The sequence below is a fragment of the Sphingobium fuliginis genome (assembly GCF_004152845.1).
Lineage (GTDB): Bacteria > Pseudomonadota > Alphaproteobacteria > Sphingomonadales > Sphingomonadaceae > Sphingobium > Sphingobium fuliginis.
In genome coordinates this window covers 584,568-610,392 of the sequence record NZ_SEON01000001.1, presented here as the reverse complement: position 1 = coordinate 610,392, position 25,825 = coordinate 584,568, and the positions used below count along the sequence as shown (strand labels likewise).

24 protein-coding genes are annotated in these 25,825 nt (G+C 66.3%); 15 read left to right on the top strand and 9 right to left on the bottom strand.

The features are described 5' to 3' along the window. Window positions 1-48: 48 nt before the first annotated feature. The 4 genes from EWH10_RS03140 to EWH10_RS03125 all read left to right on the top strand — a co-directional run bounded on the left by EWH10_RS03140 (window position 49) and on the right by EWH10_RS03125 (window position 3,399). Window positions 49-942 carry an N-formylglutamate amidohydrolase gene (locus tag EWH10_RS03140; protein ID WP_044660217.1) on the top strand — a complete coding sequence of 298 codons (894 nt, stop codon included), beginning with the start codon at window positions 49-51 and terminating at the stop codon, window positions 940-942. Window positions 943-1,124: 182 nt separating this feature from the next. Then, window positions 1,125-2,252, top strand: coding sequence for a peptide chain release factor 2 (gene prfB / locus EWH10_RS03135; RefSeq protein ID WP_044660216.1), 1,128 nt, complete (start codon window positions 1,125-1,127; stop codon window positions 2,250-2,252). Continuing rightward, on the top strand, window positions 2,252-2,986 hold the full coding sequence (locus tag EWH10_RS03130; protein ID WP_044660215.1) for a class I SAM-dependent methyltransferase: 735 nt from the start codon (window positions 2,252-2,254) through the stop codon (window positions 2,984-2,986). Before prfB ends, EWH10_RS03130 begins: the two co-directional genes overlap by 1 nt. Before the next feature lie 113 nt (window positions 2,987-3,099). Then, window positions 3,100-3,399, top strand: coding sequence for a PilZ domain-containing protein (locus EWH10_RS03125; RefSeq protein ID WP_025551646.1), 300 nt, complete (start codon window positions 3,100-3,102; stop codon window positions 3,397-3,399). A 12-nt stretch (window positions 3,400-3,411) separates the two neighbouring features. On the opposite strand, the gene EWH10_RS21635 is transcribed toward EWH10_RS03125, so the two are convergent. From EWH10_RS21635 to EWH10_RS03115, 3 genes are read right to left on the bottom strand one after another with little or no spacing between them, the layout of a single operon-like run. Then, the gene (locus EWH10_RS21635) at window positions 3,412-3,558 is read right to left on the bottom strand and encodes a hypothetical protein (RefSeq protein WP_162492720.1); all 147 of its coding nucleotides are present in this window, start codon (window positions 3,556-3,558) and stop codon (window positions 3,412-3,414) included. Window positions 3,559-3,582: 24 nt separating this feature from the next. Then, window positions 3,583-4,296, bottom strand: a complete 714-nt coding sequence (locus EWH10_RS03120) for a hypothetical protein (protein ID WP_025551648.1) — start codon at window positions 4,294-4,296, stop codon at window positions 3,583-3,585. A gap of 4 nt (window positions 4,297-4,300) precedes the next feature. Beyond that, window positions 4,301-5,524, bottom strand: a complete 1,224-nt coding sequence (locus EWH10_RS03115; protein WP_044660214.1) for a toxic anion resistance protein — start codon at window positions 5,522-5,524, stop codon at window positions 4,301-4,303. A 153-nt stretch (window positions 5,525-5,677) separates the two neighbouring features. Here EWH10_RS03115 and EWH10_RS03110 point away from each other — a divergent pair, with 153 nt between their 5' ends. The 5 genes from EWH10_RS03110 (at window position 5,678) to EWH10_RS03090 (ending at window position 12,449) form a co-directional block, all read left to right on the top strand. Beyond that, window positions 5,678-6,013, top strand: a complete 336-nt coding sequence (locus tag EWH10_RS03110; RefSeq protein WP_025551652.1) for a DUF485 domain-containing protein — start codon at window positions 5,678-5,680, stop codon at window positions 6,011-6,013. Continuing rightward, a complete protein-coding gene (locus EWH10_RS03105) occupies window positions 6,010-7,716 on the top strand; it encodes a cation acetate symporter (protein ID WP_044660213.1) in 1,707 nt (568 codons plus the stop codon). The genes EWH10_RS03110 and EWH10_RS03105 overlap by 4 nt, the downstream gene beginning before the upstream one ends. A gap of 121 nt (window positions 7,717-7,837) precedes the next feature. After that, complete coding sequence (typA, locus tag EWH10_RS03100; RefSeq protein ID WP_025551654.1) at window positions 7,838-9,658, top strand: translational GTPase TypA; 1,821 nt, start codon at window positions 7,838-7,840, stop codon at window positions 9,656-9,658. A 351-nt stretch (window positions 9,659-10,009) separates the two neighbouring features. Next, a complete protein-coding gene (locus tag EWH10_RS03095) occupies window positions 10,010-11,332 on the top strand; it encodes a NupC/NupG family nucleoside CNT transporter (protein WP_044660212.1) in 1,323 nt (440 codons plus the stop codon). A 61-nt stretch (window positions 11,333-11,393) separates the two neighbouring features. Further along, window positions 11,394-12,449, top strand: a complete 1,056-nt coding sequence (locus EWH10_RS03090) for a DUF1176 domain-containing protein (RefSeq protein WP_044660211.1) — start codon at window positions 11,394-11,396, stop codon at window positions 12,447-12,449. Between the two features lie 70 nt (window positions 12,450-12,519). On the opposite strand, the gene egtD is transcribed toward EWH10_RS03090, so the two are convergent. Further along, on the bottom strand, window positions 12,520-13,476 hold the full coding sequence (gene egtD, locus EWH10_RS03085; protein WP_044660210.1) for an L-histidine N(alpha)-methyltransferase: 957 nt from the start codon (window positions 13,474-13,476) through the stop codon (window positions 12,520-12,522). A 4-nt stretch (window positions 13,477-13,480) separates the two neighbouring features. Further along, entirely contained in the window at window positions 13,481-14,749 is a 1,269-nt protein-coding gene (gene egtB / locus EWH10_RS03080; protein WP_044660209.1) for an ergothioneine biosynthesis protein EgtB, read from the bottom strand. A gap of 161 nt (window positions 14,750-14,910) precedes the next feature. Here egtB and coaBC point away from each other — a divergent pair, with 161 nt between their 5' ends. The 4 genes from coaBC to EWH10_RS03060 are packed head-to-tail and all read left to right on the top strand — an operon-like array spanning window position 14,911 to window position 17,732. Further along, window positions 14,911-16,167 carry a bifunctional phosphopantothenoylcysteine decarboxylase/phosphopantothenate--cysteine ligase CoaBC gene (gene coaBC / locus EWH10_RS03075; RefSeq protein ID WP_065846226.1) on the top strand — a complete coding sequence of 419 codons (1,257 nt, stop codon included), beginning with the start codon at window positions 14,911-14,913 and terminating at the stop codon, window positions 16,165-16,167. After that, window positions 16,142-16,606 carry a dUTP diphosphatase gene (gene dut / locus EWH10_RS03070; protein ID WP_025548678.1) on the top strand — a complete coding sequence of 155 codons (465 nt, stop codon included), beginning with the start codon at window positions 16,142-16,144 and terminating at the stop codon, window positions 16,604-16,606. The genes coaBC and dut overlap by 26 nt, the downstream gene beginning before the upstream one ends. Continuing rightward, window positions 16,603-17,379 carry a HesA/MoeB/ThiF family protein gene (locus EWH10_RS03065; RefSeq protein WP_082166207.1) on the top strand — a complete coding sequence of 259 codons (777 nt, stop codon included), beginning with the start codon at window positions 16,603-16,605 and terminating at the stop codon, window positions 17,377-17,379. Before dut ends, EWH10_RS03065 begins: the two co-directional genes overlap by 4 nt. Further along, window positions 17,367-17,732, top strand: a complete 366-nt coding sequence (locus tag EWH10_RS03060) for a DsrE family protein (protein WP_044660207.1) — start codon at window positions 17,367-17,369, stop codon at window positions 17,730-17,732. Before EWH10_RS03065 ends, EWH10_RS03060 begins: the two co-directional genes overlap by 13 nt. Before the next feature lie 197 nt (window positions 17,733-17,929). On the opposite strand, the gene EWH10_RS03055 is transcribed toward EWH10_RS03060, so the two are convergent. The 4 genes from EWH10_RS03055 to EWH10_RS03040 are packed head-to-tail and all read right to left on the bottom strand — an operon-like array spanning window position 17,930 to window position 23,523. Then, a complete protein-coding gene (locus EWH10_RS03055) occupies window positions 17,930-19,444 on the bottom strand; it encodes a Ppx/GppA family phosphatase (protein WP_025548673.1) in 1,515 nt (504 codons plus the stop codon). A 5-nt stretch (window positions 19,445-19,449) separates the two neighbouring features. Further along, window positions 19,450-21,588: an RNA degradosome polyphosphate kinase gene (locus EWH10_RS03050; RefSeq protein ID WP_044660206.1), complete on the bottom strand. Its 2,139-nt coding sequence runs from the start codon at window positions 21,586-21,588 to the stop codon at window positions 19,450-19,452. A 28-nt stretch (window positions 21,589-21,616) separates the two neighbouring features. After that, entirely contained in the window at window positions 21,617-22,231 is a 615-nt protein-coding gene (locus tag EWH10_RS03045) for a P-loop NTPase family protein (protein ID WP_044660205.1), read from the bottom strand. A gap of 8 nt (window positions 22,232-22,239) precedes the next feature. Then, window positions 22,240-23,523 (bottom strand): hypothetical protein, encoded by a 1,284-nt coding sequence (locus tag EWH10_RS03040; protein WP_025548668.1) that lies wholly within the window; start codon window positions 23,521-23,523, stop codon window positions 22,240-22,242. 152 nt (window positions 23,524-23,675) lie between these two features. Here EWH10_RS03040 and purM point away from each other — a divergent pair, with 152 nt between their 5' ends. Together purM and purN are read left to right on the top strand one after the other, a co-directional pair. Next, a complete protein-coding gene (gene purM, locus EWH10_RS03035; protein WP_025548666.1) occupies window positions 23,676-24,770 on the top strand; it encodes a phosphoribosylformylglycinamidine cyclo-ligase in 1,095 nt (364 codons plus the stop codon). An 87-nt stretch (window positions 24,771-24,857) separates the two neighbouring features. Beyond that, window positions 24,858-25,805, top strand: coding sequence for a phosphoribosylglycinamide formyltransferase (purN, locus tag EWH10_RS03030; protein ID WP_076605802.1), 948 nt, complete (start codon window positions 24,858-24,860; stop codon window positions 25,803-25,805). The last annotated feature ends 20 nt before the right edge of the window (window positions 25,806-25,825 follow it).

Genomic DNA, 25,825 nt, shown 5'->3' with positions numbered 1-25,825 from the left:
TCCAGCCGAGTAACCATTTTTGGGCGGCGGCCTGTGAAAGGATCTTGCTTGGGACATAGCGCGCCGCCGGTTCCGACCGAAACCACGCCCGCCTACGATCTTTACGAACCCGACGTCCCCGCCGGGCCGGTGGTCGTTTCCGTGCCGCATGCGGGGCGGGATTATGACGAGGGGCTGCTGGCACAGGCGCGGGTGCGGCGGGATGTGCTGCAAAGGCTGGAGGATCGCTGGGCGGACATGCTGGCCTATCCGCTGATCGAACGGGGCGTTCCGGTGCTGGTGGCGCGGGTGCCGCGAGCGACGATCGACCTCAACCGGCATGAGCGGGAGATCGACGCAGGCATGGTCAGCGGCATTCCGCGCGACGTCCCCCTGCAGAGCAGCGCCAAATTGCGGGGCGGGCTTGGCCTGATCCCGCGCCGCTTGCCAGGCGCGCATGAGCTATGGCAGCGCTCGCTGGGCTGGGCGGAGGTCGAACGCCGGATCGAATTGTTCCACAGGCCCTATCATGCGACGCTCGCGCGATTGATGCGGACGGCGCGGGATGCCCATGGCCATGCGATCCTGATCGACCTGCATTCCATGCCGCCGCTTCCCCCGCCCACCGCGGGGCAGGTTGCTCCCGGACTCGTGCTGGGGGACCGATTCGGCCGCAGCGCCTCGGCTCGGCTGATGACGCTGGCAGCGGATGTCGCCGCCGCCCACGGCATCGCCGTCGCGCAAAATCATCCTTATGCGGGCGACCATATGGTCGAACGCCACGGCAGGCCGACGCATGGCTGTTATGCGATCCAGGTGGAATGCGACCGGAGCCTCTATCTGGACGTCTCGCTGGACCAGCCGGGACCGGGGCTTGCCCGTTTGCAGCAGGTGGTGGCTGCCATGGTGAATGCATTGGCGCATGAACTGCCGCGCTCGAACTATGCGATGGCGGCGGAGTGATGGGCGGGGATGATTTCAGGCGGGGCTGCGACAGCGGCGGATTCGGCCTGATTCCATCCGATCCTTGCGCATTCGCCGGCAAGGATTGAATCTTCCCAAATCCGCCGCCCTCGGATAGGGGCAGGCACTTGATGCGTTTGCCGATCCTACGGCCAAGCGCCCCGACATTCTGGAGAGTTCCCATGCGCGCCGAAGCGCAGCAATATATCGACCGCATCGACGCCGCGCTGGACCTGCTGCGCCGCTTCCTCGACTGGGACCGCGCCCTGCGCCGCCTCGACGAACTGAACGCCCGCGTCGAGGACCCGACCCTCTGGGACAATCAGAAGCTCGCCCAGGAAGTGATGCGCGAACGCACCCGGCTGGACGCCGCCATCGGCGCCACCCGCGCGATCGAGAGCGAGAAGACCGACACCGCCGAACTCATCGAAATGGCCGACGCCGAAGGCGATGAGGATATGGTGACCGAAGCCATCGCGTCGCTGAAGGCGCTGGCCGACCGCGCGGACGAGGACAAGATCAAGGCGCTGCTGGCGGGCGAGGCCGACGCCAGCGACACCTATCTGGAAATCCACGCGGGCGCGGGCGGCACGGAAAGCCAGGACTGGGCGGAGATGCTCAGCCGCATGTACCGCCGCTGGGCGGAACGGCGCGGCTACAAGGTCGAACTGGTCGACTATCAGGCGGGCGATCAGGCCGGCATCAAGTCCGCCACCTTCCTGTTCAAGGGCGAGAATGCCTATGGCTATGCCAAGACCGAAAGCGGGGTGCACCGGCTGGTGCGCATCAGCCCCTATGACAGTTCGGCGCGCCGCCACACCAGCTTCTCGTCGGTCTGGGTCTATCCGGTGATCGACGACAATATCGAGATAGAGGTGAATGAAAGCGACCTCAAGATCGACACTTATCGCGCCTCGGGCGCGGGCGGGCAGCACGTCAACACCACCGACTCCGCCGTCCGCATCACCCACGTCCCCTCGGGCATCATCGTCGCCAGCCAGAATGACCGGTCGCAGCACAAGAACCGCGCCACGGCCATGAACATGCTGAAGGCGCGCCTTTACGAAGCGGAACTGCGCCGCCGCGAAGAAGCCGCCTCGGGCGAATATCAGGCCAAGACGGAGATCGGCTGGGGCCACCAGATCCGCTCCTATGTGCTCCAGCCCTATCAGCTCGTGAAGGATCTGCGCACGGGCGTCACCTCCACCTCGCCCGACGATGTGCTGGACGGCGCGCTCGATCCCTTCATGGCCGCCGCGCTCAGCCAGAAGGTGACGGGCGAGAAGGTCGATGTGGAGGACGTCGACTGATGAAAGCTCCGGCGCTGGCGGCCGGAACACTGACAGCATGCCTGTTCCTGCTGGCGGGCTGCGGCCCGTTTTCGTCGGACGGCAATGGCGACCGCCCGGCAGGCGCTCGCGCCTTTCCGCGCGCCGACCGCCCGGTCGCGCCGATCGTGTCCACCCGCTGGTCCAGCGAGGAGGCGCGCGACCGGGTGAACGAGGCGGAGGACATCATGAACCGGGCCGGCATCCGCACCGGCATGACGGTCGCGGACATCGGCGCGGGCGAAGGCTATTATACGGTTCGCCTCGCCAGGAGGGTGGGCGACAGCGGCCGGGTCCTGGCGGAGGACATCATGCCCGAAGTGATCGAGGCCCTGTCCCGGCGCATCACCCGGGAGGACTGGCGCAATGTCAGCGTCCGTCTGGGCGCGCCGGAGGACCCGAAGCTGCCGGAAAACAGCTTCGACCGTATCCTCATGGTGCATATGTACCATGAGATCGCGGAGCCCTACGCCTTTCTCTGGCATTTGAGTCCCGCGCTCAAGCCGGATGGCGAACTGATCGTGGTCGACGCCAACCGCCCGACCGACCAGCATGGAACGCCGCCGCGCCTGCTCGCCTGCGAACTGGCCGCCATGGGGTTCCGGCTGGAGGAACTCATCCCGAAGCCGACGGCCGGGGGCTATTTCGCCCGGTTCAAGCGCATCGCAGCCCGGCCCGAACCTTCCTCCATCGTTCCCTGCGCCCTTCGGTCCTGACCTTCCTGTCGCCGGGAGGCTTTTCTTGGCGCGGATTATGGTTAATGCGCTGCCAGCGATTCTATGATGCGTTGACCATTGGACGACCTGATGCCTTGGGGAGAGGGCAGGATATGACAGACCTGACTGGCGCCGCGGGGCAGCGGCGGCTCGACCCGCGCCACAAGATGTTCGGGCCGGTTGCGCTGCGTTTCGGCGGCACGGCGGCGCGGGCCCATTTTCTGGACCTTTCCAGCTCGGGCGCGCTGGCCCATTGCGAAACCCCGCCGACGACCGGCACCTACCTCATGGTCGAGGCATTGGGCGTGCAGGCGAGCGGTCGCGTCATGTGGGCCGAGGGCAAGCGCTTCGGCATACGTTTCAGCGAACCTTTGACCCGCCATGCCATGGATGTGCTGATCGAAGGCGTCTGACACCCCTTGCCTTCAGCCCTTTTGCCGCCATTTCCGGAACAGCGACGCGCCCAGCAGTCCGCCGCCGACAAGCGCCGCAATGGCTCCGCCCGCGCTCGCCAGCGCCCAGGCGCCGGCCGCCAGCAGTCCGGTGAGGAAATCGACGATGATCAGCGTCAAATGGATCATCACTGTAGGAAGACGTCAGTCCTGCCCAAGTTCCTTCGCTTCCTGATATTTGAGTTCCAGGAAGCGGTTCTGCACCGCCAGCTTGTCGAGGTCGCCGCTCGCCAGATTTTCGCTCATCCGCGCGATTTCCGCGTCGATCACGCCCAGTCCGTCGATCAATTGCCGTTCGGGAACGCGCCCATTGCGCTCCTCCCGCCGAAGCGGCTCGGGAATGGATTGGTAGCCGGTGACGAGTTCGGGCAGGTGATCGGCCAGCAATTTGCGGATTTCCTGCGCCGCCGGGTCCTGATCGCCCAGCCGTTCGAGTTGCGGCGCCAGGGTTTCCAGCTTGACGCCGATGCTGTCGACCAGCGTGACGGCCGGCGCGGGCAGGGCCTTGCGCTGATTCTCCAGCCAGATTTCGGTTTGCAGGGGCAGGGCGGTGAGCGCCGTATCCGCCAGCGCCTCTGTCCGCACCCTTTTTTCGCCGGGAAGCATGGCGACCAGCAGCAGGGCCGCCAGCATCGCCCCCAGCGCGATCATCACCCCGGTCGTGCCCAGCGGGGTCACGAAACCCGCCACTGCGCTGCCGATCAGGACCGCAGTCACCGCCCAGAAGGCATATTTGACCTTCCGCATCAGCGCCGCGTTGCGCCGCTGCCGGGCCCGCGCCGACAGGCTTTGCCCGCGCTCGCTATGGCGGCGCAGAACCGCCTCCGCATCGGCCAGCACGCGGTCGGAACGGCTCATCCCCTCACGCCTCGATGGAACTCAGCAACGGATTGTCGGCACGGGCCTGGCTTGCCGCCTGCGCCTGCCCTTCGGCGCGCGCGATATAGCCCTTGGACTTCTCGACCTCGTTCGACAGCGTGTTCACCGTCGTCTTCATATTCTCCAGCGCCTTCAGCTTGAACGTGTCGATATTGTCCATCGTGTCGTAGATATTCTGAAAGGCGCGTTGCAGCGTCTCGATGGGAATGGTGCTGGATGCGGCCTGCTCGTGAATCTGCGCCGTCTGGTTCTTCAGCATCTCGCCGGTCGAATCGATCATGTTCGCGGTCGTCGTGTTGAGCGCGGTGATCTGTTCCAGCACCAGCTTCTGCCCGACCAGCGCCTGCGCCACGGTGACGGCGGTGCGCAGCGCGGCGACGGTCGTGGTGCTGGCGCGGTCGACGCCCTTCACCAGCTCGACATTGTTCTTCTTGACGAGGTCCAGCGCCAGATAGCCCTGCACCGTCACCGCCATCTGCGTCAGCAGGTCCTGCGTGCGCTGGCGGATGTAGAAGAGCGCGCTCTCCCGGATCGCCTTGGCTTTCGCGGCGTCGGTCGAATCCAGTTCCAGCGCCTTGGCTTCCAGCCGGGCGTCGAGCGTCTTGCTGATGTGGATCATCTGCTCCAGACGGCCCATCGTCTGCCACATATTCTGCCGCTCTACATCGATCGCGGCATTGTCCTTGATCAGCACGTCCTTGCCGCTGGCGAGGGAGCCCAGGATCGAATTGATATGGCTCTGCGCGCTCTTGTAGCTGTCGAAATAGTCGCGCATCCGGTTGCCGAAGGGGATGAGGCCGAACAGCTTCTTCGGCGCGGTCAGGCTGCCGCGCTTGCCGGGGTCGAGATCCTCGATGGTCCGGCGCAGCTCCGCCAGGTCGACGCCGACCTTGTTGTCGCTGTCCATCGCCCGCACCGGCCGGTCGAGGAATCGGTTGCTGTGCCCGGCCGCCTCCGCGATTTCCTTGCGCCCCATATTGGTGAGCTGGTCGACCCGCTGGCCGAATTCGGGCGAATTGGCGTCCTGCGCGACCAGATCGTCGATGAAGGCATCGACCTTCTCGTCCAGCTTCGACCGTTTCTCGTCATCCAGCGGCACCAGCCCGGCGGCCTTTTCGGGCGCGACCGGCGGCACCGGGTCGGGCGGCGTCAGGTTCAGCGTGTCGCCAGAGGTCGTGGCGGTGGCGGTCGGCGCGGTCGAAGCCATGTCATCTCCCAGGGGCCAAGGGCGGTTCGAACTGTTATATGTGCATAGAACAGTTGGCCCGCAAGTCCATGATGCGAGCTATAAAGCCTCCGCGCTTGCCATTGCAATCGCCCGGCGCGCGGCTAGCATGGCCGAAAGGACGAAGGAGGGCGCATGAGCGACGGACCGGACGAACAGAGGATCGCAGCCGTGGCGGCCGATCCGCGCTATGCCCGGCTGGTGGCGCGTCGGGCGAAGATCGGCTGGCTGTTGTCCGCCATCATCTTCTTCGCTTTCGTCGGTTATCTGTTGCTGATCGCCTTCGACAAGGCGCTGCTGGGCATGCCCGTCGGCCCGGGCGTGACGTCGATCGGCATTCCGGTCGGGCTTGGCCTCATCCTGCTCGCGATTGCGCTGACCGGCGTTTATGTCGCCTATGCCAACCGCCACCATGACGCCCGGATGGCGGCCCTCCTGATCGACCACGGCTTCCAGGATCGCGTCGCATGAAGGCTTGGCTTGCCGCGCTTGCCACCGCCTCCATCATGCTTCTCCCGCTCCCCGCGTTCGCAGCGGCGCTGGAGGGGGAGGCGCAGCGCCAGCCCGTCAACTGGGTCGCGATCCTCATGTTCGTCGCCTTTGTCGGGCTGACGCTCTGGATCACCAAGGCGGCGGCGGCGCGCACCCGTACCGCTTCCGATTTCTATACGGCGGGGGGCGGGATCAGCGGTTTCCAGAACGGTCTCGCCATGGCAGGCGACTATATGTCGGCGGCCTCCTTCCTCGGCATTTCGGCGCAGATCTTCAACGACGGCTATGACGGTCTGATCTATTCCACCGGATTTCTGGTCGGCTGGCCGATCCTGCTGTTCCTGATGGCGGAACGGCTTCGCAATCTTGGGCGCTTCACCTTTGCCGATGTCGCCTCCTACCGCTTCGCCCAGCCGCCGGTGCGTAGCTTCGCGGCGGTCAGCACGCTGTTGGTCGTCAGCTTCTACCTGATCGCGCAGATGGTGGGGGCGGGGCAGCTCATCAAATTATTGTTCGGCCTGCCCTATGCCGTGGCGGTGGTGATCGTCGGCGCGCTGATGATGCTCTATGTCCTGTTCGGCGGCATGCGCGCGACGACCTGGGTGCAGATCATCAAGGCGGTGCTGCTGCTGGGCGGCGCCAGCTTCATGGCGCTGATGGTGCTGGCGCAGATGGGCTTCAGCCTTGAAGCGCTGTTCGCCCGCGCGGTGGAGGTGAAGCGCCAGGCCGCCCTGTCCGGCGGGGCGACCATGGCCGAAGCGGCGGAACGGGGGCGGTCCATCATGGCGCCGGGCAATTTCATCAAGGACCCCGTCTCGGCCATTTCCTTCGGCCTCGCGCTGATGCTGGGGACGGCGGGCCTGCCGCACATATTGATGCGTTTCTTCACCGTTCCGGATGCGAAGGAAGCGCGCAAGTCGGTGCTCTGGGCGACCGGGTGGATCGGCTATTTCTACATCCTGACCTTCATCATCGGTTTCGGCGCGATCGTGCTGGTGGGAACGGAGCCCAGCTATCTGGACGGGGAGGGCGCGCTGCGCGGCGGCGGCAACATGGCGGCGATCCATCTGGCCCATGCGATCGGCGGCAATGCCTTTCTGGGCTTCATTTCGGCGGTGGCCTTCGCGACCATCCTCGCCGTGGTGGCGGGGCTGACGCTCTCGGCGGCGTCGGCGGTCAGCCATGATCTCTACGCCACGGTGTTCAAACATGGCCGGGCGGGTTCGGCGGACGAACTGCGCGTGTCGCGGTTGACCACGCTGGCGCTGGGCGCGCTGGCGGTGCTGTTGGGGCTGGTGTTCGAGAAGCAGAATGTGGCGTTCATGGTCAGCCTTGCCTTCGCGCTGGCGGCGTCGGGCAATTTCCCGGTGCTGATCCTCTCGCTGCTCTGGAGCGGGTGCACCACCCGTGGCGCGGCATGGGGCGGGACCATCGGCTTGCTGACCGCCTTCGTGCTGACCCTGCTGTCCCCCGCGGTCTGGACGGCCACCTTCGATCTGGGACCGGCGCCTTTTCCGTACAGCTCGGCGGCGATCTTTTCGGTTCCGGCGGGTTTCCTTTCGATCTGGCTGATCTCGCTGCTCGACCGCTCGCCCCGCGCGGCGGTGGACAAGGCGGGCTATCCGGCGCAGCGGGTGCGGGCGGAAACGGGGATCGGCGCCTTCGCCGCGTCGGACCACTGAACGCTTCCGCCGGCCGTCGCGCCGCCCTTGCCGCAGCGCGTCATTTCCTGTAGGGGCGCGCCCGATAGTCCTGAGCAGGCGCGGTGCCGGCCGGGAAACCTTAAATCCCGAAGGCAGTTGCATGTCCCTGCGTAACATCGCGATCATCGCGCACGTCGACCATGGCAAGACCACGCTCGTCGACCAGCTTTTCCGCCAGTCCGGCACCTTCCGCGACAACCAGCGCGTCGAGGAACGGGCGATGGATTCGAACGACCTGGAAAAGGAACGCGGCATCACCATCCTGGCGAAGCCCACCTCGGTCGAATGGAACGGCACCCGCATCAACATCGTCGACACGCCCGGCCACGCCGACTTCGGCGGCGAGGTGGAGCGCATCCTGTCCATGGTCGACGGCGTGATCCTGCTGGTCGATTCGTCGGAAGGCGCGATGCCGCAGACCAAGTTCGTGACCGGCAAGGCGCTGGCCCTGGGTCTTCGCCCCATCGTCGTCGTCAACAAGATCGACCGCCCGGACGAACGCATCCAGGAAGTGCTGGACGAGGTGTTCGACCTGTTCGTGACGCTGGACGCCACCGACGAGCAGCTCGACTTCCCGGTGCTCTATGCGTCGGGCCGCAACGGCTATGCCAATGAAGACCCGTCGCTGCGTTCGGGCACGCTGGAGCCGCTGTTCCAGAAGATCGTCGACCATGTGCCGCCTCCGGCGCTGGACGAAGATGCGCCGTTCAGCTTCCTGGTGACGCTGCTCGACCGCGACAACTTCCTGGGCCGCATCCTGACCGGCCGGGTCAATTCCGGCACGCTGAAGGTCAACCAGCCGATCCACGCCATCGACGCCGACGGCAATGTGCTGGAAACCGGCCGCGCCTCGAAGATCCTGTCCTTCCGTGGACTGGACCGCGTGCCGGTGGAAGAGGCGAAGGCGGGCGACATCATCAGCCTTGCGGGCCTGACCGTCGCCACCGTGGCGAACACCATCGCCGATCCGTCGATCAACACCGCGATCAAGGCCCAGCCGATCGATCCGCCGACCCTGTCGATGCGCTTTGCGGTGAACGATTCGCCCATGGCGGGCCGCGAAGGCAGCAAGGTGACGAGCCGCATGATCCGCGACCGCCTGATGCGCGAAGCGGAAAGCAATGTCGCGATCAAGGTGACCGAATCGGCCGACAAGGACAGCTTCGAAGTTGCCGGTCGCGGCGAACTCCAGCTTGGCGTCCTCATCGAAACCATGCGCCGCGAAGGCTTCGAACTCGGCATCTCCCGCCCCCGCGTGCTGTTCGGCGAGGATGAGAACGGCAACAAGACCGAACCCTATGAAACCGTCGTCATCGACGTGGACGATGAATTTTCCAGCACGGTCGTCGACAAGATGAACCAGCGCAAGGCGGAAATGACCGACATGCGCCCATCGGGCGGCGGCAAGACCCGCATCACCTTCTCGGCGCCCTCGCGCGGCCTGATCGGCTATCATGGCGAATTCCTGTCCGACACGCGCGGCACCGGCATCATGAACCGGCTGTTCGAAAAATACGGCCCGCACAAGGGCAATATCGAAGGCCGCAAGAATGGCGTGCTGATCTCCAACGGCGCGGGCGAGGCTGTGGCCTACGCCCTTGGCCCGCTGGAAGAACGCGGCATATTGATGGTCGGGGTGGGCGAGGCGCTCTACGAAGGCATGATCATCGGCCAGAACGCCAAGCCGGAAGACCTGGAAGTCAACCCGATGAAGTCGAAGGCGCTGACCAACTTCCGCGCTTCGGGCAAGGACGACAGCATCCGCCTGACCCCGCCCTGGAAGATGACGCTGGAACAGGCCATCGCCTATATCGACGACGATGAAATGGTCGAGGTGACGCCGAAGAATATCCGCCTGCGCAAGCGCTATCTCGACCCGAACGAGCGCAAGCGCATGTCGCGGGCCAAGGCTGCCGCCTGACCGGATTTCGATGGATGAGAAAAGGGCCGGCGTCGCGAGACGCCGGCCCTTTTTGCTTCGGGAGTCTGACGATGGCCAATCCAAGACATTCCCCTCCCGCAGGCGGGAGGGGTTAGGGGTGGGCGCGAGCGTAGCGAGCTTCTGACTTAGCCGTTGCAAAACAGCGCAGATGCCGCGTCAGCCCACCCCCTAACCCCCTCCCGCCTGCGGGAGGGGGAATGTCCGCAATCCACCCGGACATCTCGCCCAAACGCATTTGCACCATCGTAAAGTTACTGGCGTAAAGCTACTGGCCTCGCCGTTGCGGCGTCTCTATGGTCGCGCCGTTCGTTCTTCCCGCGAAAGCTTTTCATGCATCTTCTCATTGGCCTAGCCGGTATCGCGCTGATCCTTGCCATTGCCTTCGCCCTTTCCTCCGACCGCCGCGCCATCCGGCTTCGCGTCGTGGGCGCGGCTTTCCTGCTGCAGGCGGGCATTGCGCTGCTGGTGCTCTATGCCCCCGCCGGGCGCGCCGTGATCGCGGGTATGTCGCACGGCGTCGCCAATCTGCTCGGCTATGCGCAGGCGGGAACGGACTTCATCTTCGGCCCGCTCGCGAAACCGGAGATCGGCGGCGCGAGCTTCGCCATCGCCGCGCTGCCTGTCATCATCTTCTTCGCCAGCCTGGTGTCGATCCTCTATCATCTGGGCATCATGCAGCAGATCGTGCGCTGGGTCGGCGGCGCGATCGAGAAGGTGACGGGCGTGTCCAAGGTCGAAAGCCTCTGCGCCGCCGCCAATATCTTCGTGGGGCAGAGCGAGAGCCCGCTCGTCATCCGCCCCTATCTGGCGGGCCTGACCCCGCCCCAACTCTTCGCCGTCATGACCAGCGGCATGGCGGGCGTCGCGGGCACGATCCTGGCCGCCTATGCCTCGATGGGGATCAAGATCGACTATCTGCTGGCGGCCAGCTTCATGTCCGCGCCCGGCGGCCTGCTGATGGCGAAGATCATGATGCCCGACGAGCCGGAGCGCGAGCCCGAACTCCCCCTGGGCGATCATCCCGAAGTCGTCCTGCCCGAAAGCCGGATCGGCGACACCGGCCCCGCCGCGCTGCTGCCGGGGGGAACGCCGGGCGAACCGATGCCGCCCGCCACCCATGACGAGGAAAAGCCCGCCAACCTCATCATGGCCGCAGCCCAGGGCGCGCAGACCGGGGTGAAGCTGGCCGTCGCGGTCGGCGCCATGGTGCTGGCCTTCGTGGCGCTGGTGGCGCTGGCGAACGGCATCCTCGGCGGCGTCGGCGGCTGGTTCGGCTATCCCGACCTCAGCTTCCAGCAACTGCTCGGCTATCTCTTCTCTCCGGTCATGTATCTGCTCAACATTCCCTGGAATGAGGCGCAGATCGCGGGCGGGCTGTTCGGCACCAAGGTCGTGCTCAACGAGTTCGTCGCCTATATCAATCTCGGCCAGGCGCAGGGCGCGCTGTCGCCGGCGACCGTCGCCATCGTCACCTTCGCGCTCTGCGGCTTCGCCAATTTCAGTTCGATCGCGATCCAGATGGCCGTCACCGGCAATCTCGCGCCCAACCAGCGGCCGGTGATCGCCCGGCTGGGGCTAAAGGCGCTGGTGGCGGGCAGCCTCGCCAATCTGATGAGCGCGGCGCTGGCGGGCCTGATGCTCAGCCTGCGATGATCGTTCCGATTCTATAACGAAAGTTCTACCCGTCGCTGGCAGGATCGGCTATGGTTAACGCATGGGGGCGAAACGCATATTCGGACTGACGGCCATGCTGTCGGTGGTGATGGCAGCGGCGCCGGCTGGGGCGCAAGCGCCGAAGCCGGGCAGGCTGGAAAGCTACAAGGACTGGACCATCGGTTGCGACAACGGCAACCGGTGCGAGGCAGTCTCGCTGCTGCCAGAAGGCGGCGACTGGCCCGATGCGCCGGTCATGCTGGGGATCGCGCGAGGGGCGGGGGCCGACGCCGATCCCGAAATCCGGGTCAGCCGGGACGCAAAGGGCCGGGAGGCGCTGGACTTCCTGATCGACGGGCGAAAGCTTGCCCGCGTGGCGAGCGTGGACGGCGAAGCCAGCCTGGAAGGGCCGCAGGCGTCCGCACTGGCCATTGCCATGGCGAAGGGCGGACGCATGGAGATCCGCGCCGGCGCGAGGGCGATCGACCGTCCGTCGCTCGCCGGCTTGACCGCTGCGCTCCGTTATATGGATGCGAAGCAGGGCAGGGCGGGCACCATGGCGGCCCTCGTCGCGACGGGACCGCTCGCACGCAGCGCCGTGCGTCCCGCGCCTGCCATCCCCACGATCCGGCGCGCAGCCGTACCCGGCGGCGCGCAGCCGCCCGCGCTCTGGCGGGAGGAACTGACGGCACTCGGCACCTTCACGGGTTGCGCCGACGAGATGAGGGGCGCATCCTCTCCTCCCGAGTTGCACCGGCTGTCGAAGACCGAGACGCTGGTTCTGGTGCCCTGCGGCGCCGGGGCCTATAATTTCACATTCGTCCCCGCGATCGCCACCGGCATTCCCGGCCGCCGAACCTTCCGCTTCGCCGGCTTCGACTATCAGCCGGGCTGGAGCGAGGAGGCCGGCCATCCCATGCTGGTCAATGCAGGCTGGGCGCCGGAGACCTCCACCTTGCAAAGCTATGCCAAGGGCCGGGGCCTGGGCGATTGCGGGGGTAGTGAAACCTATGTCTGGGACGGTTCGCGCTTCCGCCTGGTAGAGGCGAGTGCGATGGGGGAATGCCGCGGCGCCTGGCACTGGATCACCACATGGTCGGCCAAAGTGACGGACTGAAGGCCGGAATTTCCTGTCGATTCGCCGTGCCGCCGCCCTGGCTTCTTTTTTCGCGCCTGGAAATCGCCCCTTAGGCTTCTGCCAATATCAGCGAGAACAGCTCGTCCGCATCGCTCCATTCGCGCACCGGCTCCCATCCCCCGGCGCGCAGCAGCAGCCTTTCGTCGCGCGCGCCATATTTGTGGCTGCTTTCGGTATGGATCGTCTCGCCCACGGCCATGCGGAAGCATTGGCCCGCGACGTGGAAGTGAAGCGGCCGCACCGCCTCCAGATGCATTTCGATCCGGGCCTTGTCGTCGTTCCAGATGGCGCGATGGAGGAAGCCGTCCAGCGGCAGGTCGCCCTCCAGTTCCCGATTGATGCGCGCGATCAGATTGAGGTTGAACGCAGCCGTCACCCCCGCGGCATCGTCATAGGCGGCGACCAGCCGGTCACGGTCCTTGATCCGGTCCATGCCGATCAGCAGCATCGCGTCCTTGCCCAGCAGGCGCCGCATTGCCCGCAACAGGTCCACCGCCGAATCGGGTTCCATATTGCCGATGGTCGACCCGGGGAAGAAGCCGAGGCGCGGCAGCCCCTCTATCGCCGCCGGCAAGGCTAGTTCGCCGTTGAAGTCGCCCACCACCGGCAAGACCGGCAGCCCCGGAAAGGCCGACGCCAATTCAGCGCTCGAAGCGCGAAGAAAGTCGCCGCTGATGTCGATCGGCACATAGGCGGCTGGATCGATGGCGCGCAGCAGATGCGGGGTCTTGCGCGAACTGCCTGCACCGAACTCCACCACCGCCTGCCCCGCGCCGATGGCGGCGGCGAAATCCGCGCCATGCCGTTCCAGCAGGGCGGTTTCCGTGCGCGTCGGATAATATTCCGGCAGGTCCGTGATCGCTTCGAACAGTTCCGACCCGCGCCGGTCGTAGAACCAGATGGGCGGGGTCGCCTTGGGCTCGCGGGACAGGCCCTCGATAATGTCCCGCCGGAAGGCCGGGTCAGGCGCGCGCAGGGACAGCGGGGCATCTTCGGTCAGCAGCATCGCGTCAAAGATCCTTTGCCAGCCGCAGTCCGGTGAACTGCCAGCGTTGATGGGGGTAGAAGAAATTGCGGTAGCTTGCCCGCATATGGCCGCGCGGCGTGGCGCAACTGCCGCCCTTCAGCACGAACTGCCCCGACATGAACTTGCCATTATATTCGCCCACCGCGCCGTCCGCCGCGCGGAAGCCGGGATGCGGGCGATAGGCGCTGCCCGTCCACTCCCATACATCCCCGAACATCTGCGTCAGCGTGGAGCCGCCATCCGCCGCGCGAGGGCGGGGGCAAGCCGGACCGTCCAACTGGTTCCCGCTGGTCGGCGCGACATTGAGGGCGGCGCTTTCCCATTCCGCCTCGGTGGGAAGGCGCGCCCCCGCCCATCGGGCATAGGCATCCGCTTCATAAAGACTGATATGGCTGACGGGCGCGGCGGTATTGACCGGCTTGCGACCGTCCAGACCGAAGCGCGTCCAGCCTTGCTCGCCCCGCCGCCAGTATAGCGGCGCCTCGACCCGTTCGGCCTGCACCCATGCCCAGCCGTCGGACAGCCAATGGGCGGCGTCGGCATAGCCGCCATCCTCGATGAAGGCGATCCATTCGCCATTGGTTATCGGCCTGTGCGCCAGGGCATGCGGGTGGAGCACCGTCTTGTGGCGGGGGGTCTCGCAATCGAAGGCAAAATCGCTTTTGCCGTCATCGCCGATCTCGACCAGCCCCTGCCGGCCCTCGATCCAGTGGAGAGGGCCGGGGACGGGCGCAGGCAGCGCATTGGGCGCGTCGTACAGCGCCGGTTCCAGCGGATTGAGCGACAGAAGATGCTGCACGTCGGTCAGCAGCAGTTCCTGATGCTGCTGCTCATGGTGAAGGCCCAGCAACACCAGCGCCTGCACATCGGGCATCAGCATCGGCAGGGCGGTGGTCAGCGCCTCGTCGACTTGGGCGCGATAGGCGCGGATTTCCTCCAGCGTCGGCCGTGTCAGCATGCCCCGCATCGGCCGCGCATGCCGTGGACCTTCGGCCTCATAATAGCTGTTGAAAAGATAGGCGTAATGCGGATCGAAGGGTACATAGCCCGCCACATGATCGCGCAGGACGAAAGTTTCGAAGAACCAGCTTACATGCGCCAGATGCCATTTGGCGGGGGATGCGTCGGGCATGGACTGGACCGTCGCGTCCGCATCGGACAGCGGCGCGGCAAGCGCTTCGCTCAGCGCCCTGACCTCGCGATAGCGGGTGATGAGGTCGATCTGGCTCGGTACGGTCCGGCTTCTTGCCATGCATGCCCCTTCGATACGGTTGCGCCGCTCTCCTGGAATAATCGCATGAAGGGGCGGATCGGTTCCGGCCGGGCCGTTTCGCCGTCCTTCGATGATTGCGCATGGGGACGATGGGAATGGCTGGACAAGGGCCCGCCGCTTGCCCAAATGATGGGCCTGTCATGACCAAGCGCATCCTTCTCATCGTTTCGGGCGGCATCGCCGCCTATAAGTCGCTGGAACTGGTGCGGCTGCTGCGCAGGCGCGGCATCGCGGTGCGGGCGGTGCTGACGGAAAGCGCGGAGAAATTCGTGACGCCGCTGTCGCTGGGCGTGCTGACCGAGGATCATGTCTATGGCGACATGTTCGACCTCAAGGAAGAGCGCGAGATCGGGCATATCCAGCTTTCGCGGCAGGCCGATCTGGTCGTGGTCGCGCCGGCGACGGCGAACATCCTGGCCAAGATGGCGGGCGGCATTGCCGACGATCTGGCGACGACGCTGCTGTTGGCGACCGACAAGCCGGTGCTCGCCGTTCCCGCCATGAACGTTCGGATGTGGCACCATGCCGCGACCCGGCGGAATGTCGCACAGCTCAAGGCCGATGGCGTGCATGTGATGGAGCCGGACAGTGGTGAAATGGCCTGCGGGGAATTCGGCAAGGGCCGCCTGCCCGATCCGGAAGCGATCGCGGCGGAGGTGGCGCGGCTGCTCGCCCGGCCGCTCGTCGCCGATCCGCTGGCCGGGCAGCCGGACTTCGAAACGGCCGACGCGCCGCTCGCCGGACGGCATGTGCTGGTGACGGCCGGCCCGACGCATGAGCCGATCGACCCGGTCCGTTACATCGCCAACCGGTCCTCCGGCAAGCAGGGCTTCGCCATAGCGGCGGCGGCGGCGCGGGCCGGCGCGCGGGTGACATTGGTGGCGGGGCCGGTGCACCTGCCGACGCCGGCCGGCGTGACCCGCGTCGATGTGGAAACCGCGCGGGAGATGCTGGCCGCGGTGGAGGCGGCCCTGCCCGCCCATGCGGCGATCATGGTGGCGGCGGTGGCCGACTGGCGCACGGCGGACGCTGCGGATCAGAAGCTCAAGAAGGATGGATCGGGCAAGCCGGCGCCCTTGGCCCTGGTCGAGAATCCGGACATTCTCGCCACGCTGGGCAAACATGCGCAGCGTCCCGCCCTGCTGGTCGGCTTTGCCGCCGAGACGCAGAAGATCGCTGAACATGCGCAGGCGAAGCTGGCGCGCAAGGGCGCCGACTGGATCGTCGCGAATGACGTGTCGGGGCCGCCCGGCTCAAGCGTGATGGGCGGCGATTCCAACAGCGTGCACATCGTTTCGAAGGATGGCGTCGAGAGCTGGGACCATCTGCCCAAGGACGCCGTCGCCACCCGCCTGATAGAAAAGGTCGCCCATGTCCTCTCCTCTTCCGCCCATTGAAATTCGCCTGAAGCGCCTGCCCCATGGCGCGGGCCTGCCGGCGCCGGCCTATGCCACGGCGCATGCGGCGGGGATGGACGTCGTGTCGGCGGAGGACATCATCCTTGTGCCCGGCGGCCGGCATGCGGTGGCGACCGGCTTTGCCATGGCGATTCCCGAAGGTTATGAAGTGCAGGTGCGGCCGCGTTCCGGCCTGGCGCTGAAACATGGGATCAGCCTGCCCAATACGCCGGGGACGATTGACGCCGATTATCGCGGCGAGCTGAAGGTCATATTGATCAATCTGGGCGAAGAACCCTTTGTGATCGCGCGGGGCGACCGGATCGCGCAACTGGTCGCCGCGCCGGTGCAGATGGCGCGCTTTGCCGAAGTCGAGGAACTGGACGAGACGATCAGGGGCGCAGGGGGATTCGGATCGACGGGGGTTCGATCCCAATGACGCCCCTGGCCCTCACGGACGATCAGCTTGAGCGCTATGCCCGCCATATCGTGCTGAAGGAGATCGGCGGCGCGGGGCAGGCGCGGCTGTTGTCGGCGGATGTGGCCGTCGTGGGGGCGGGCGGGATCGGCAGCCCGGCCATCCTCTATCTCGCCGCGGCGGGCGTGGGCACGATTCGGGTGATCGATGACGATGCGGTCGCCCTCTCCAATCTGCAGCGGCAGGTGCTGTTCGGCACTGACGAGATCGGAGCGCCCAAGGCCGAAAGCGCGATGGCGGCGGTCGCGCGGCTCAATCCGGACGTGAAGCTGATCCCCATCAACGCCCGCATCGACGCGGGCAATGCCGCGCTGATGCTGCGGGATGCCGATGTGGTGCTGGATGGCTGCGACAGTTTCGCGACGCGGCTGGCGGTGGCGGACTGCACGCAGAAGCTGCGGATTCCGCTGGTGTCGGCGGCGGTCGGGCCGTTCGAGGGGCAATTGGCCACATATCGCGGTTGGGAGGCGGGCAAGCCCTGCTATCGCTGTCTGGTCGGGTCGCCGCAGGACGCGCCGGAGCGGAACTGTTCCGAAACCGGCGTGATCGGGGCGCTGACAGGGGTGATCGGCAGTCTGGCGGCGCTGGAGGTGATCCGCGCGCTTGTGCCCTTCGGCGATGACATGGCGGGGCGCTTGCTGCTGGCCGATCTGTTGTCGATGCGGTTTCGGACCGTGGCGGTGCCGAAGGATCCCGCCTGCCAGGGTTGCGCCGTGGAACTATGCGCGAGCTGAGGATCATCGTCGCGACGGCGGATGCGGAACGGCTGCGCGGAGCCTTGGTGATCGCGGCGGCTCAGGCGGCGCTGGGCGGCGGCGCGGCGCTGTTCCTGCAACTGGACGCGGTGAGCTTGCTGCGAGCGCCTCCGGAAGCGCCCTGCGACGAAGCGCATCGGGCATCGGGGCTGCCTTCGCTGGCGATGGTGATCGAAGAGGCATTGGGCTTGGGCGTGATCCTGCTTGCCTGTCAGAGCGGACTTGCGCTGTGCGGAATGACTGCCGATGATTTGCCGCAGGGCGTTGAGGTCGGCGGCCCGATGGGGTTCTTGCAGCAGACCGGCGAAGAGGCCCGGCTGATCTTTGCCTGAGCCGGTCGGCTGGCTCGGCTGGTCGGAAGCGGACGATTGCGACGCTTTCCTGAAGGCACAGCATGCTCATGCGAAAGCAGGCGCCCGGATCGGGCGGCGATGATGCACGGAAGGGAGGGCCGGGCCTGCCTGCGCAGGAGCAGGCTTCCTTCAGGGAAAGCAGAAGCTCCGCTCCCTGACCGCATTCAGTCAGCCCCCTACCAGGCCAGCCGGTACTTCACGCCCATGGCCTGGGCCAGTTGCCGCTGCCGCCGCTCGACCGCTTCTCCGAACAGATCGGCGTCCACGCTGCGCAGCCGCAGTTCGAGCACATTGCCCTCCATCTCCAGGCGGGAGGCGAGCAAAGGCCCCTCCACGCCTCCGGACAACCGCTGCCCCAATCTGATCGCCAGACCCCATAAGGTCGCTCGCTGAAGCGCTTCGGGCGGGGCCAGCCGCTCGATGCCGGGCGGCGTCGACAGGCCGCCGCCAAAATTGCTGTGCAGCGCCTGGGCCAGCATGGCTCGCTCGGCCGCGTTGATGCCGACCCAATTGCTGTGCAGCGCGATCTCGACGCCCCGGTCCGACCGGAAATCGGGATTGGCGCGCCACCCGACATCGGCCAACAGGCAGGCCGCCCGGCGAATCCGCCGCCACGCGCTGCCGTCCTCCAGGAACAGCGGCGCGATCCAGCGCTCGATCATGTCGCCATGGCCGGTAAAGCGCGCCTGCGCTTCGCCTTCGGCCTCCGCCGCGATCAGCAGCGGATCATGTGCCTGAATATCCGGGGGCAGATCGCTGAACAGCAGCCCCTCGCGCAGGCCATAGGCCGACACGACCAGCCTGCTCGACCTCAACTGGCGCACGATCACCGACAGCAGCGCCGCCGCATCCGGCAGGGTCGGCACGCGCGATCCGGTGATCTGGGGAATATCCTTGAACCGCGCCTTGCCGACATGGGACACGATGCGCGTCAATTGTTCGGCCCGCGCGGCAGGCATTTCATATTGGTGCACGACGGGAAGCGGGAACTGGGTCAATTCCATGTCGAACCGGGCCAGCGCGCGCCACGACCCGCCGACCAGATAGAAGGGCAGGCCGGCAGGCGCGTCCCAGCCCGCCTTGGCCAGCATCTTCCTGACCATTCGCTCCAGCACGGCCGGCCCCTTGGCGCGGATTTGCGGCAGGCGCAGCACGCCCAGCGGCAAGGACACCGTTTCATGCACGGCGCCGTCGCGGATTCGGGCCAGCTCAAGGCTGCCGCCGCCCAGATCTCCGACGATGCCGTCCGCGCCCGGAATGCCCGACAACACGCCATAGGCCGCGGCGACCGCCTCCTGCCCGCCGGACAGCAGCTCGACCTCCAGCCCCATGTCGCGGGCGCGCCGGATGAACTCGTCGCCATTTTCCGCGTCCCGCACCGCGGCGGTGGCGACGCAGCGCACCTCCTGCACCTCCATCTCGCGGCAGAGATGGGCGAAGCGGCCGATCGCGCGCAGCCCCCTGTCCATGGCTTCCGCCTCGATCCGGCCCGTCTTCCCCAGGGACGCGCCCAATCCCGCCATCACCTTTTCGTTGAAGAGGATGAAGGGGATGCGGCGCGGCCCGTCATAGACGACCAGCCGCACGCTGTTGGAACCGATGTCGATGATCGCCGTGCGCGCCTTCGCCTGATGCGGGGACGTCGCCATGCCGGGGGCGAGCGCCCGGACCTGGCTCAACATGGAATTCATGCCGTTCAGGCCCGCCCGCGCAGGCGCAGCGTCGGCACCGCTTCGCTGTCCAGCGCGGCGCCACGGCCCGAAAGGGACGGGTTGGTCATGAAATAGCGGTGCAGGTTGAACGGCCGGTCGCCCGCCTCGACGCGGCTGTAATGGCCGTCGCTGTCCAGCACCCAGCTCTGTTCGGTGTCGATCAGGTTGGCGACCATCACCTGGTCCAGAATCTGGTCGTGCACGGTCGGATTTTCGACCGGCGCCAGGAACTCCACGCGCCGGTCGAAATTGCGCGGCATCCAGTCGGCCGAACTGATGAACACCTTCGCGCCATTATTGGGCAGCGCCTTGCCATTGCCGAAGACGGTGATCCGGCTATGTTCAAGAAAGCGGCCGACCACCGACTTCACCCGGATATTTTCCGACATGCCCGGCACGCCCGGCCGGAGGCAGCAGATGCCCCGCACGATGAGTTCGATCTGCACGCCTGCATTGCTCGCCGCATAGAGCTTTTCCATGATCGCCGGGTCCACCAGCGAATTCATCTTCGCCCAGATGGTTCCCGGCCGCCCGGCGCGGACATGCTCTATCTCCGCATCGATCAGGTCGCACAGGCGGTTGCGCAGGTCGCGGGGCGACATCACCAGCTTTTCCAGCCGCTGCGGCTCGACATAGCCGGTGATGTAATTGAACAGCGCCGCCGCATCGCGCCCATAGGCCGGATCGGCGGTGAAGAAGCTGAGGTCGGTGTAGATGCGCGCCGTCACCGGATGATAATTTCCGGTGCCGAAATGGCAGTAGGTGCGGAACGCCTCCCCCTCCCGCCGGACGACCATCGACACCTTCGCATGGGTCTTCCAGTCGATGAAGCCATAGACCACCTGCACGCCCGCGCGCTCCAGCGCATCGGCCCACATCAGGTTCTGCTCCTCGTCGAAACGGGCTTTCAGCTCCACCACCGCGGTCACGGACTTGCCTGCCTCGGCCGCGTCGATCAGCGCGCGGATGATCGCGGACTGCTTGCCCGCGCGATACAGCGTCTGCTTGATCGCCACGACATCGGGGTCCGACGCCGCCTGCTTCAGGAAGGACACCACCACGTCGAAGGCTTCATAGGGATGGTGGACGACGATGTCCTTCGCCCGGATCGCGGCAAAGCAATCCCCGCCATATTCGCGGATGCGTTCCGGGAAGCGGGGGGCATAGGGCTCGAACTTCAGGTCCGGCCGATCCTCCTCGACGACGCCGGACAGGTCGCCGATGCCGACGAACCCTTCCACCTCCGCGATGATCGCCTCATGGCCCTGGAGCATGTCCTGCAACATCTCCTCGACCGGCTCGGGAATGCGTTCCTCTATCTCCATGCGGATCACGCGGCCCCGGCGGCGGCGCTTGATGGCGCTGCGGAAATAGCGGACCAGATCCTCCGCCTCTTCCTCTATCTCTATGTCGCTGTCGCGGATGATGCGGAAAACGCCGCTGTTGCGGACGCGATAGCCGGGAAAGAGATCGGCCGAGAAGCGCCGGATCACCGCCTCCAGCGCCATATAGCGGGCCGTTTCGCCCGGCATCCGCACGAAGCGGGCGAGTGAGGACGGTATCATCACCAGCTCGCGAATCGGCTCCTTGTCCGACAGCCGCTCCAGGTCGAAGACGATCGACAGCCCCTGATTGGGGATGAAGGGGAAGGGGTGCGCCGGGTCCAGCGCCTGCGGCGTCAGGATCGGGAAGACCTGCGTCAGGAAATGATCGCGCAGCCAGTTCTCGCAGGAGGGGTCGAGCGCGGTGGACGGGCCGATCACCTCTATCCCCACCTGCCCCAGCTCGCCGTGCAACGCCCCCCACACTTTCTGCTGCGCACCCATCAGCCGCGCCGTCTCATCCGTGATGGCGGCAAGCTGCTGCGCCGGGGTCAACCCGTCAGCGGAGCGCATGTCGACATCCTGCAATTGCTGCCCCTTCAGGCCCGCCACGCGCACGGAGAAGAACTCGTCCAGATTGGCGCCGGAAATCGACAGGAAACGCAGCCGCTCCAGCAGGGGATGCGCCCGGTTCATCGCCTCCTCCAGCACGCGCTGGTTGAAGGCCAGCCAGGACAGTTCCCGGTTGAAATAGCGGTCGCTGGGCAGGGTCAGGCTGGCGGAGGGGTCGGCTTCGGCCACATCTCTCTCATCGTTCGGAACCGGAGGATCAGTCCGGGACTATAGGCAAAAATCCCGCGTCTTGCAGGACATCTTTCGCCATAGCGGTAGAAATCTTACGTCCCGATGACAAAGCCGCCTCGTCCAGCAGGCGCGTCACGGCGGCGATGGCGGCATAGCTGCGCTCGATCCGCCGCAGCAGCCATTCGGGCAGGTCGGCGGCATAGCTTGCCCCGGCCGACGCCAGGGACCGCTCGATCAGGGCGCGGGCCAGCGCCTCGTCCGGCTGCTCCAGCGCGACATGCGGCGCCGCCGCCAGCCGGGACCGCAGGTCGGGAAGGGCCACCTGCCATAGCGCGGGCGGCGCGTCCGCGATCAGCAGCAGCGGGCGCTGCGCCGTCTGCGCATCGTTCCAGGCGTTGAACAGCGCCTGCTCATCCTGCCGCTGTGCATCGTCGATCATCGTCCCGCCGCTCTGCGCGACGAAATGGCGGCCCAGCGTCGAACGGCCCGACAGGGGCGGCCCGCTCAGCACGCTGATCGCCAGCGGCCATCCCCGCCAGTTCTCCAGATGGCGGACGGCGATGCGGTTGGCGTCGCTGACCAGGAAATCCTCGCCGCTCGCCCGATCAGGCCGGTCGAACGGCAGGCTGATCTGTCTCATGGCGCCTTTCATTGCGCAGAGCCGGCTCCCGGTGTCCCACCCCTGCGGATGCGCAGCGTATTGCCGGACACGGCGACGTTATAGCCCTTCGCCGCCAGCGCTGCACGCAACATGTCTACCGTGCCGTCGAAGCTCACCTGCATGACCGACGTGCCGCCCAGCGCCAGGCTGCTCGTCGCCGCCGAACGCACGCCCGCGATGGAACGCACGGCGGCTTCGCCCTGCGCCACCGATCCGACGTCCGGGGTGTCGAACTGGATCGCGTAGCTGCCCGTGGTGGCGGCGGGCGTCGGCATGTCGAGCGTTTCCACCGGCAGATCGGCGGCATTTTCGATCTCCAGCGCATTGGGATCGACCGGCTCCTCGATGATCAGCGACGGATCGGGACGCAGGCGGCCGTCATTCAGCGCCTGGGTATAAAGCTGGTCGATCCGCTGCGTCGCCTGGTCCAGCATCTGCGGGATCGCGCTGTCGTTGGAGGCGCGCAGGGAAAAGCTGCCGATCAGGAAATTGTCGGGGCCGTAGCGCGCCGTGAAGGTGCCGGTCACCGGACCGCCCGGATATTGACGGTCGAGCCGTGCGATCGGGATCACCACGTCCGCCGCGCCATATTGGTCGAGCAGCACGCGCCACCACAGCCGCCCGCGCCGCCCGGTCTGCCCCGCATTCAGCAGGATCGGATCAGCGATCGACCCGGCCACGCGGACATAGTCGATCGCGCTGTCGCCGGTGCGGAAACGCGCCCAGGCCCGCTGCCATTCGTTGATCCGCTCATAGGACACGGCCGACCCGCCGTCCCACAGCACCGGGATCACCAGCAGGGGCGGGGACCGCATGACATTGCCGGTCACGCCCAGCAACTGGCCCGTCCGCGCCCGGTCGAACATGACGCCCAGCGTGGCGACATAGCGGGTGGGGCCCGCCTGCTCATATTCGATCTCGATGCCCGAAATCATGCCTTCAAGCTGCGAATCGGACAGGGCCGGCGCGCCGCTGCCGCCATGGGTCCGGGTCCACAGCATCTGCCACGCCCGCCGCTGCGCCAGCCGCCAGCCGGCCTTGCGCGCGCTGTCGGCATCCTTGGCGAAGACGTCGACCTTCACATGGCTCACCTGGAAATCGCCGCCGCTGGCGATGGGGGGCACGCCGCGCTCCCCCTCCATCTGCGCGACCAGCGCCGCAGCGGCGAGGCCAAGCATGATCGCGCCCAGTATCTGGATCGGGCGCGACGCTGCGCGGAACAGGTTCAAAGGCCGGAGGGACAGGCCACGAAGGACAGAAGGCACGTTCACGCGCGTCCTTTTGGCGAGATTTGCTTGCGCTGCCAAGCGGCAACCCATTTCCCGTTCCGTTTTCGCGCACAATGTGCGTTATTTGGCTTGCCGCATTTTCTTAAACCGTCAGATGTTTCCATCTGACTTGAAAATGCTTAGGGGCCACAGCCATGAGCGACACCGAATCCTACAGCTACGCCAAGGCTGGCGTCGACATCGCCGCGGGCAATGCGCTGGTTCGCGCCATCGCCCCGCTTGCCAAGGCCACCCGTCGCCCCGGCGCCGACGCGGAACTGGGCGGCTTCGGCGGTTTCTTCGACCTGAAGGCGGCCGGTTACGACGATCCGCTGCTGGTCGCGGCCAATGACGGCGTGGGCACCAAGCTGAAGCTCGCCATCGATCACAACGCCCATGACGGCGTGGGCATCGACCTGGTCGCCATGTGCGCCAACGACCTGATCGTGCAGGGCGCCGAACCGCTCTTCTTCCTGGACTATTATGCCACCGGCAAGCTGGAGAGCGGCGTCGCCGAACGCGTGATCGCGGGCATTGCGGAGGGCTGCAAGCAGGCCGGCTGCGCCCTTATCGGTGGAGAGACGGCGGAAATGCCCGGCATGTACGGGCCGGGCGACTATGACCTTGCCGGTTTCTGCGTCGGCGCGGTGGAGCGGTCCAGGGCGCTGACCGGCAACCGGGTCAAGGCGGGCGACGTGCTGCTGGGTCTCACTTCCTCGGGCGTGCACAGCAACGGCTTCTCGCTGGTGCGCCGCCTTGCCGCCGACAAGGGCTGGAAGCTCGACCGCCCGGCGATCTTCGATAATGAGGTGCTGCTGATCGATGCGCTGATGGCGCCGACGCGCATCTATGTGAAGTCGCTGCTGCCGCTGGTCCGGGCAGGCCGGATCAATGCGCTGGCCCACATCACCGGCGGCGGTCTGCTGGAGAATATCCCGCGCGTGCTGCCCGAAGGCTGTCATGCGGTTATCGACGCCGACGGCTGGGAACAGCCGCGCCTGATGGCTTTCCTCCAGGCGCAGGGCAATATCGAGCCGGAGGAAATGGCCCGCACCTTCAATTGCGGTGTCGGCATGGTGCTGGCGGTGGATGCGGATGCGGTGGACGCCGTGACGGCGGATCTGGAAGCAGCGGGCGAAACCGTGGTCCGCGTCGGCCTCGTGGAGGCGGGCGAAAAGGGCTGCACGGTCAAGGGCTCACAGGAAACATGGAGCGCCAGGGCCGACTGGACCGCCACGCATCTGGGGTAAGTCACTGAAACCCGTTCGTTTCGAGCGAAGTCGAGAAACGAAGTCACAAGGGTTCTCGACTTCGCGCGAACCGGACGGGGACTGCAAGTGAAGGCAAAGGTCGGCGTTCTGATTTCCGGACGTGGCTCGAACATGGCGGCGTTGCTCTATGCCGCCAGGCATCCGTCCTGCCCCTATGAGTTGGTGCTGGTCGCCGCCAACGATCCCGAAGCCCCCGGCCTGACCCTCGCCGCCGCCGAGGGCATCGCCACCTTCGCGCAGAGCCACAAGGGCCTGAAGCGCGCCGAATTCGACGCCATTATCGACAAGGCGTTGCGCGGGGCGGGCGCGGAATATGTCGCGCTGGCCGGCTATATGCGCCTCCTCTCGCCCGAATTCGTCGCCGGCTGGGAAGGCCGGATGCTGAACATCCACCCCAGCCTGCTGCCCAAATATAAGGGTCTCGACACCCATCGGAAGGCTTTGGACGCAGGCGATACCCATGCCGGCTGCTCGGTCCACATCGTCACGGCGGAACTGGACGATGGGCCGGTCCTTGGCCAGATCGAAGTCGCGATCCTGCCCGGCGACACCGCCGACAGCCTCGCCGCGCGCATATTGATGGCGGAACATCAGCTCTACCCGCGCACGCTGGCGGATTTCGTCACCCGCGAGCGCCAGCCCGAATGGCTGCTGAACAAAGTCCGTGAGCGCGCCCTGGCCCTGCCGCAGGCGGATGAGGTCACGTCCCACGGCATGCCCTGCTTCGGCATCGAAAAGGGCAAGAAATTCGCCTATTTCACGCAGGATCGTCATGGCGACGGCGTTATCGCCATCCTCGTCAAGACGACCGCGCCGGAAGAACAGGCGATGTTGATCGAAAGCGACCCCGCCCGCTATTACCGCCCCGCCTATTTCGGGGATGGCTGGGTCGGCATCCGGCTCGATCTGGGGGACACGGACTGGGACCAGATCAACGAACGGCTGGAGCGGAGCTGGCGGGAGGTCGCGCCCCGCAAACTCACCGCCCTGATGGACGCCGCCGACGAATTTTAACCCCGCTCTTTCCTTTCCAA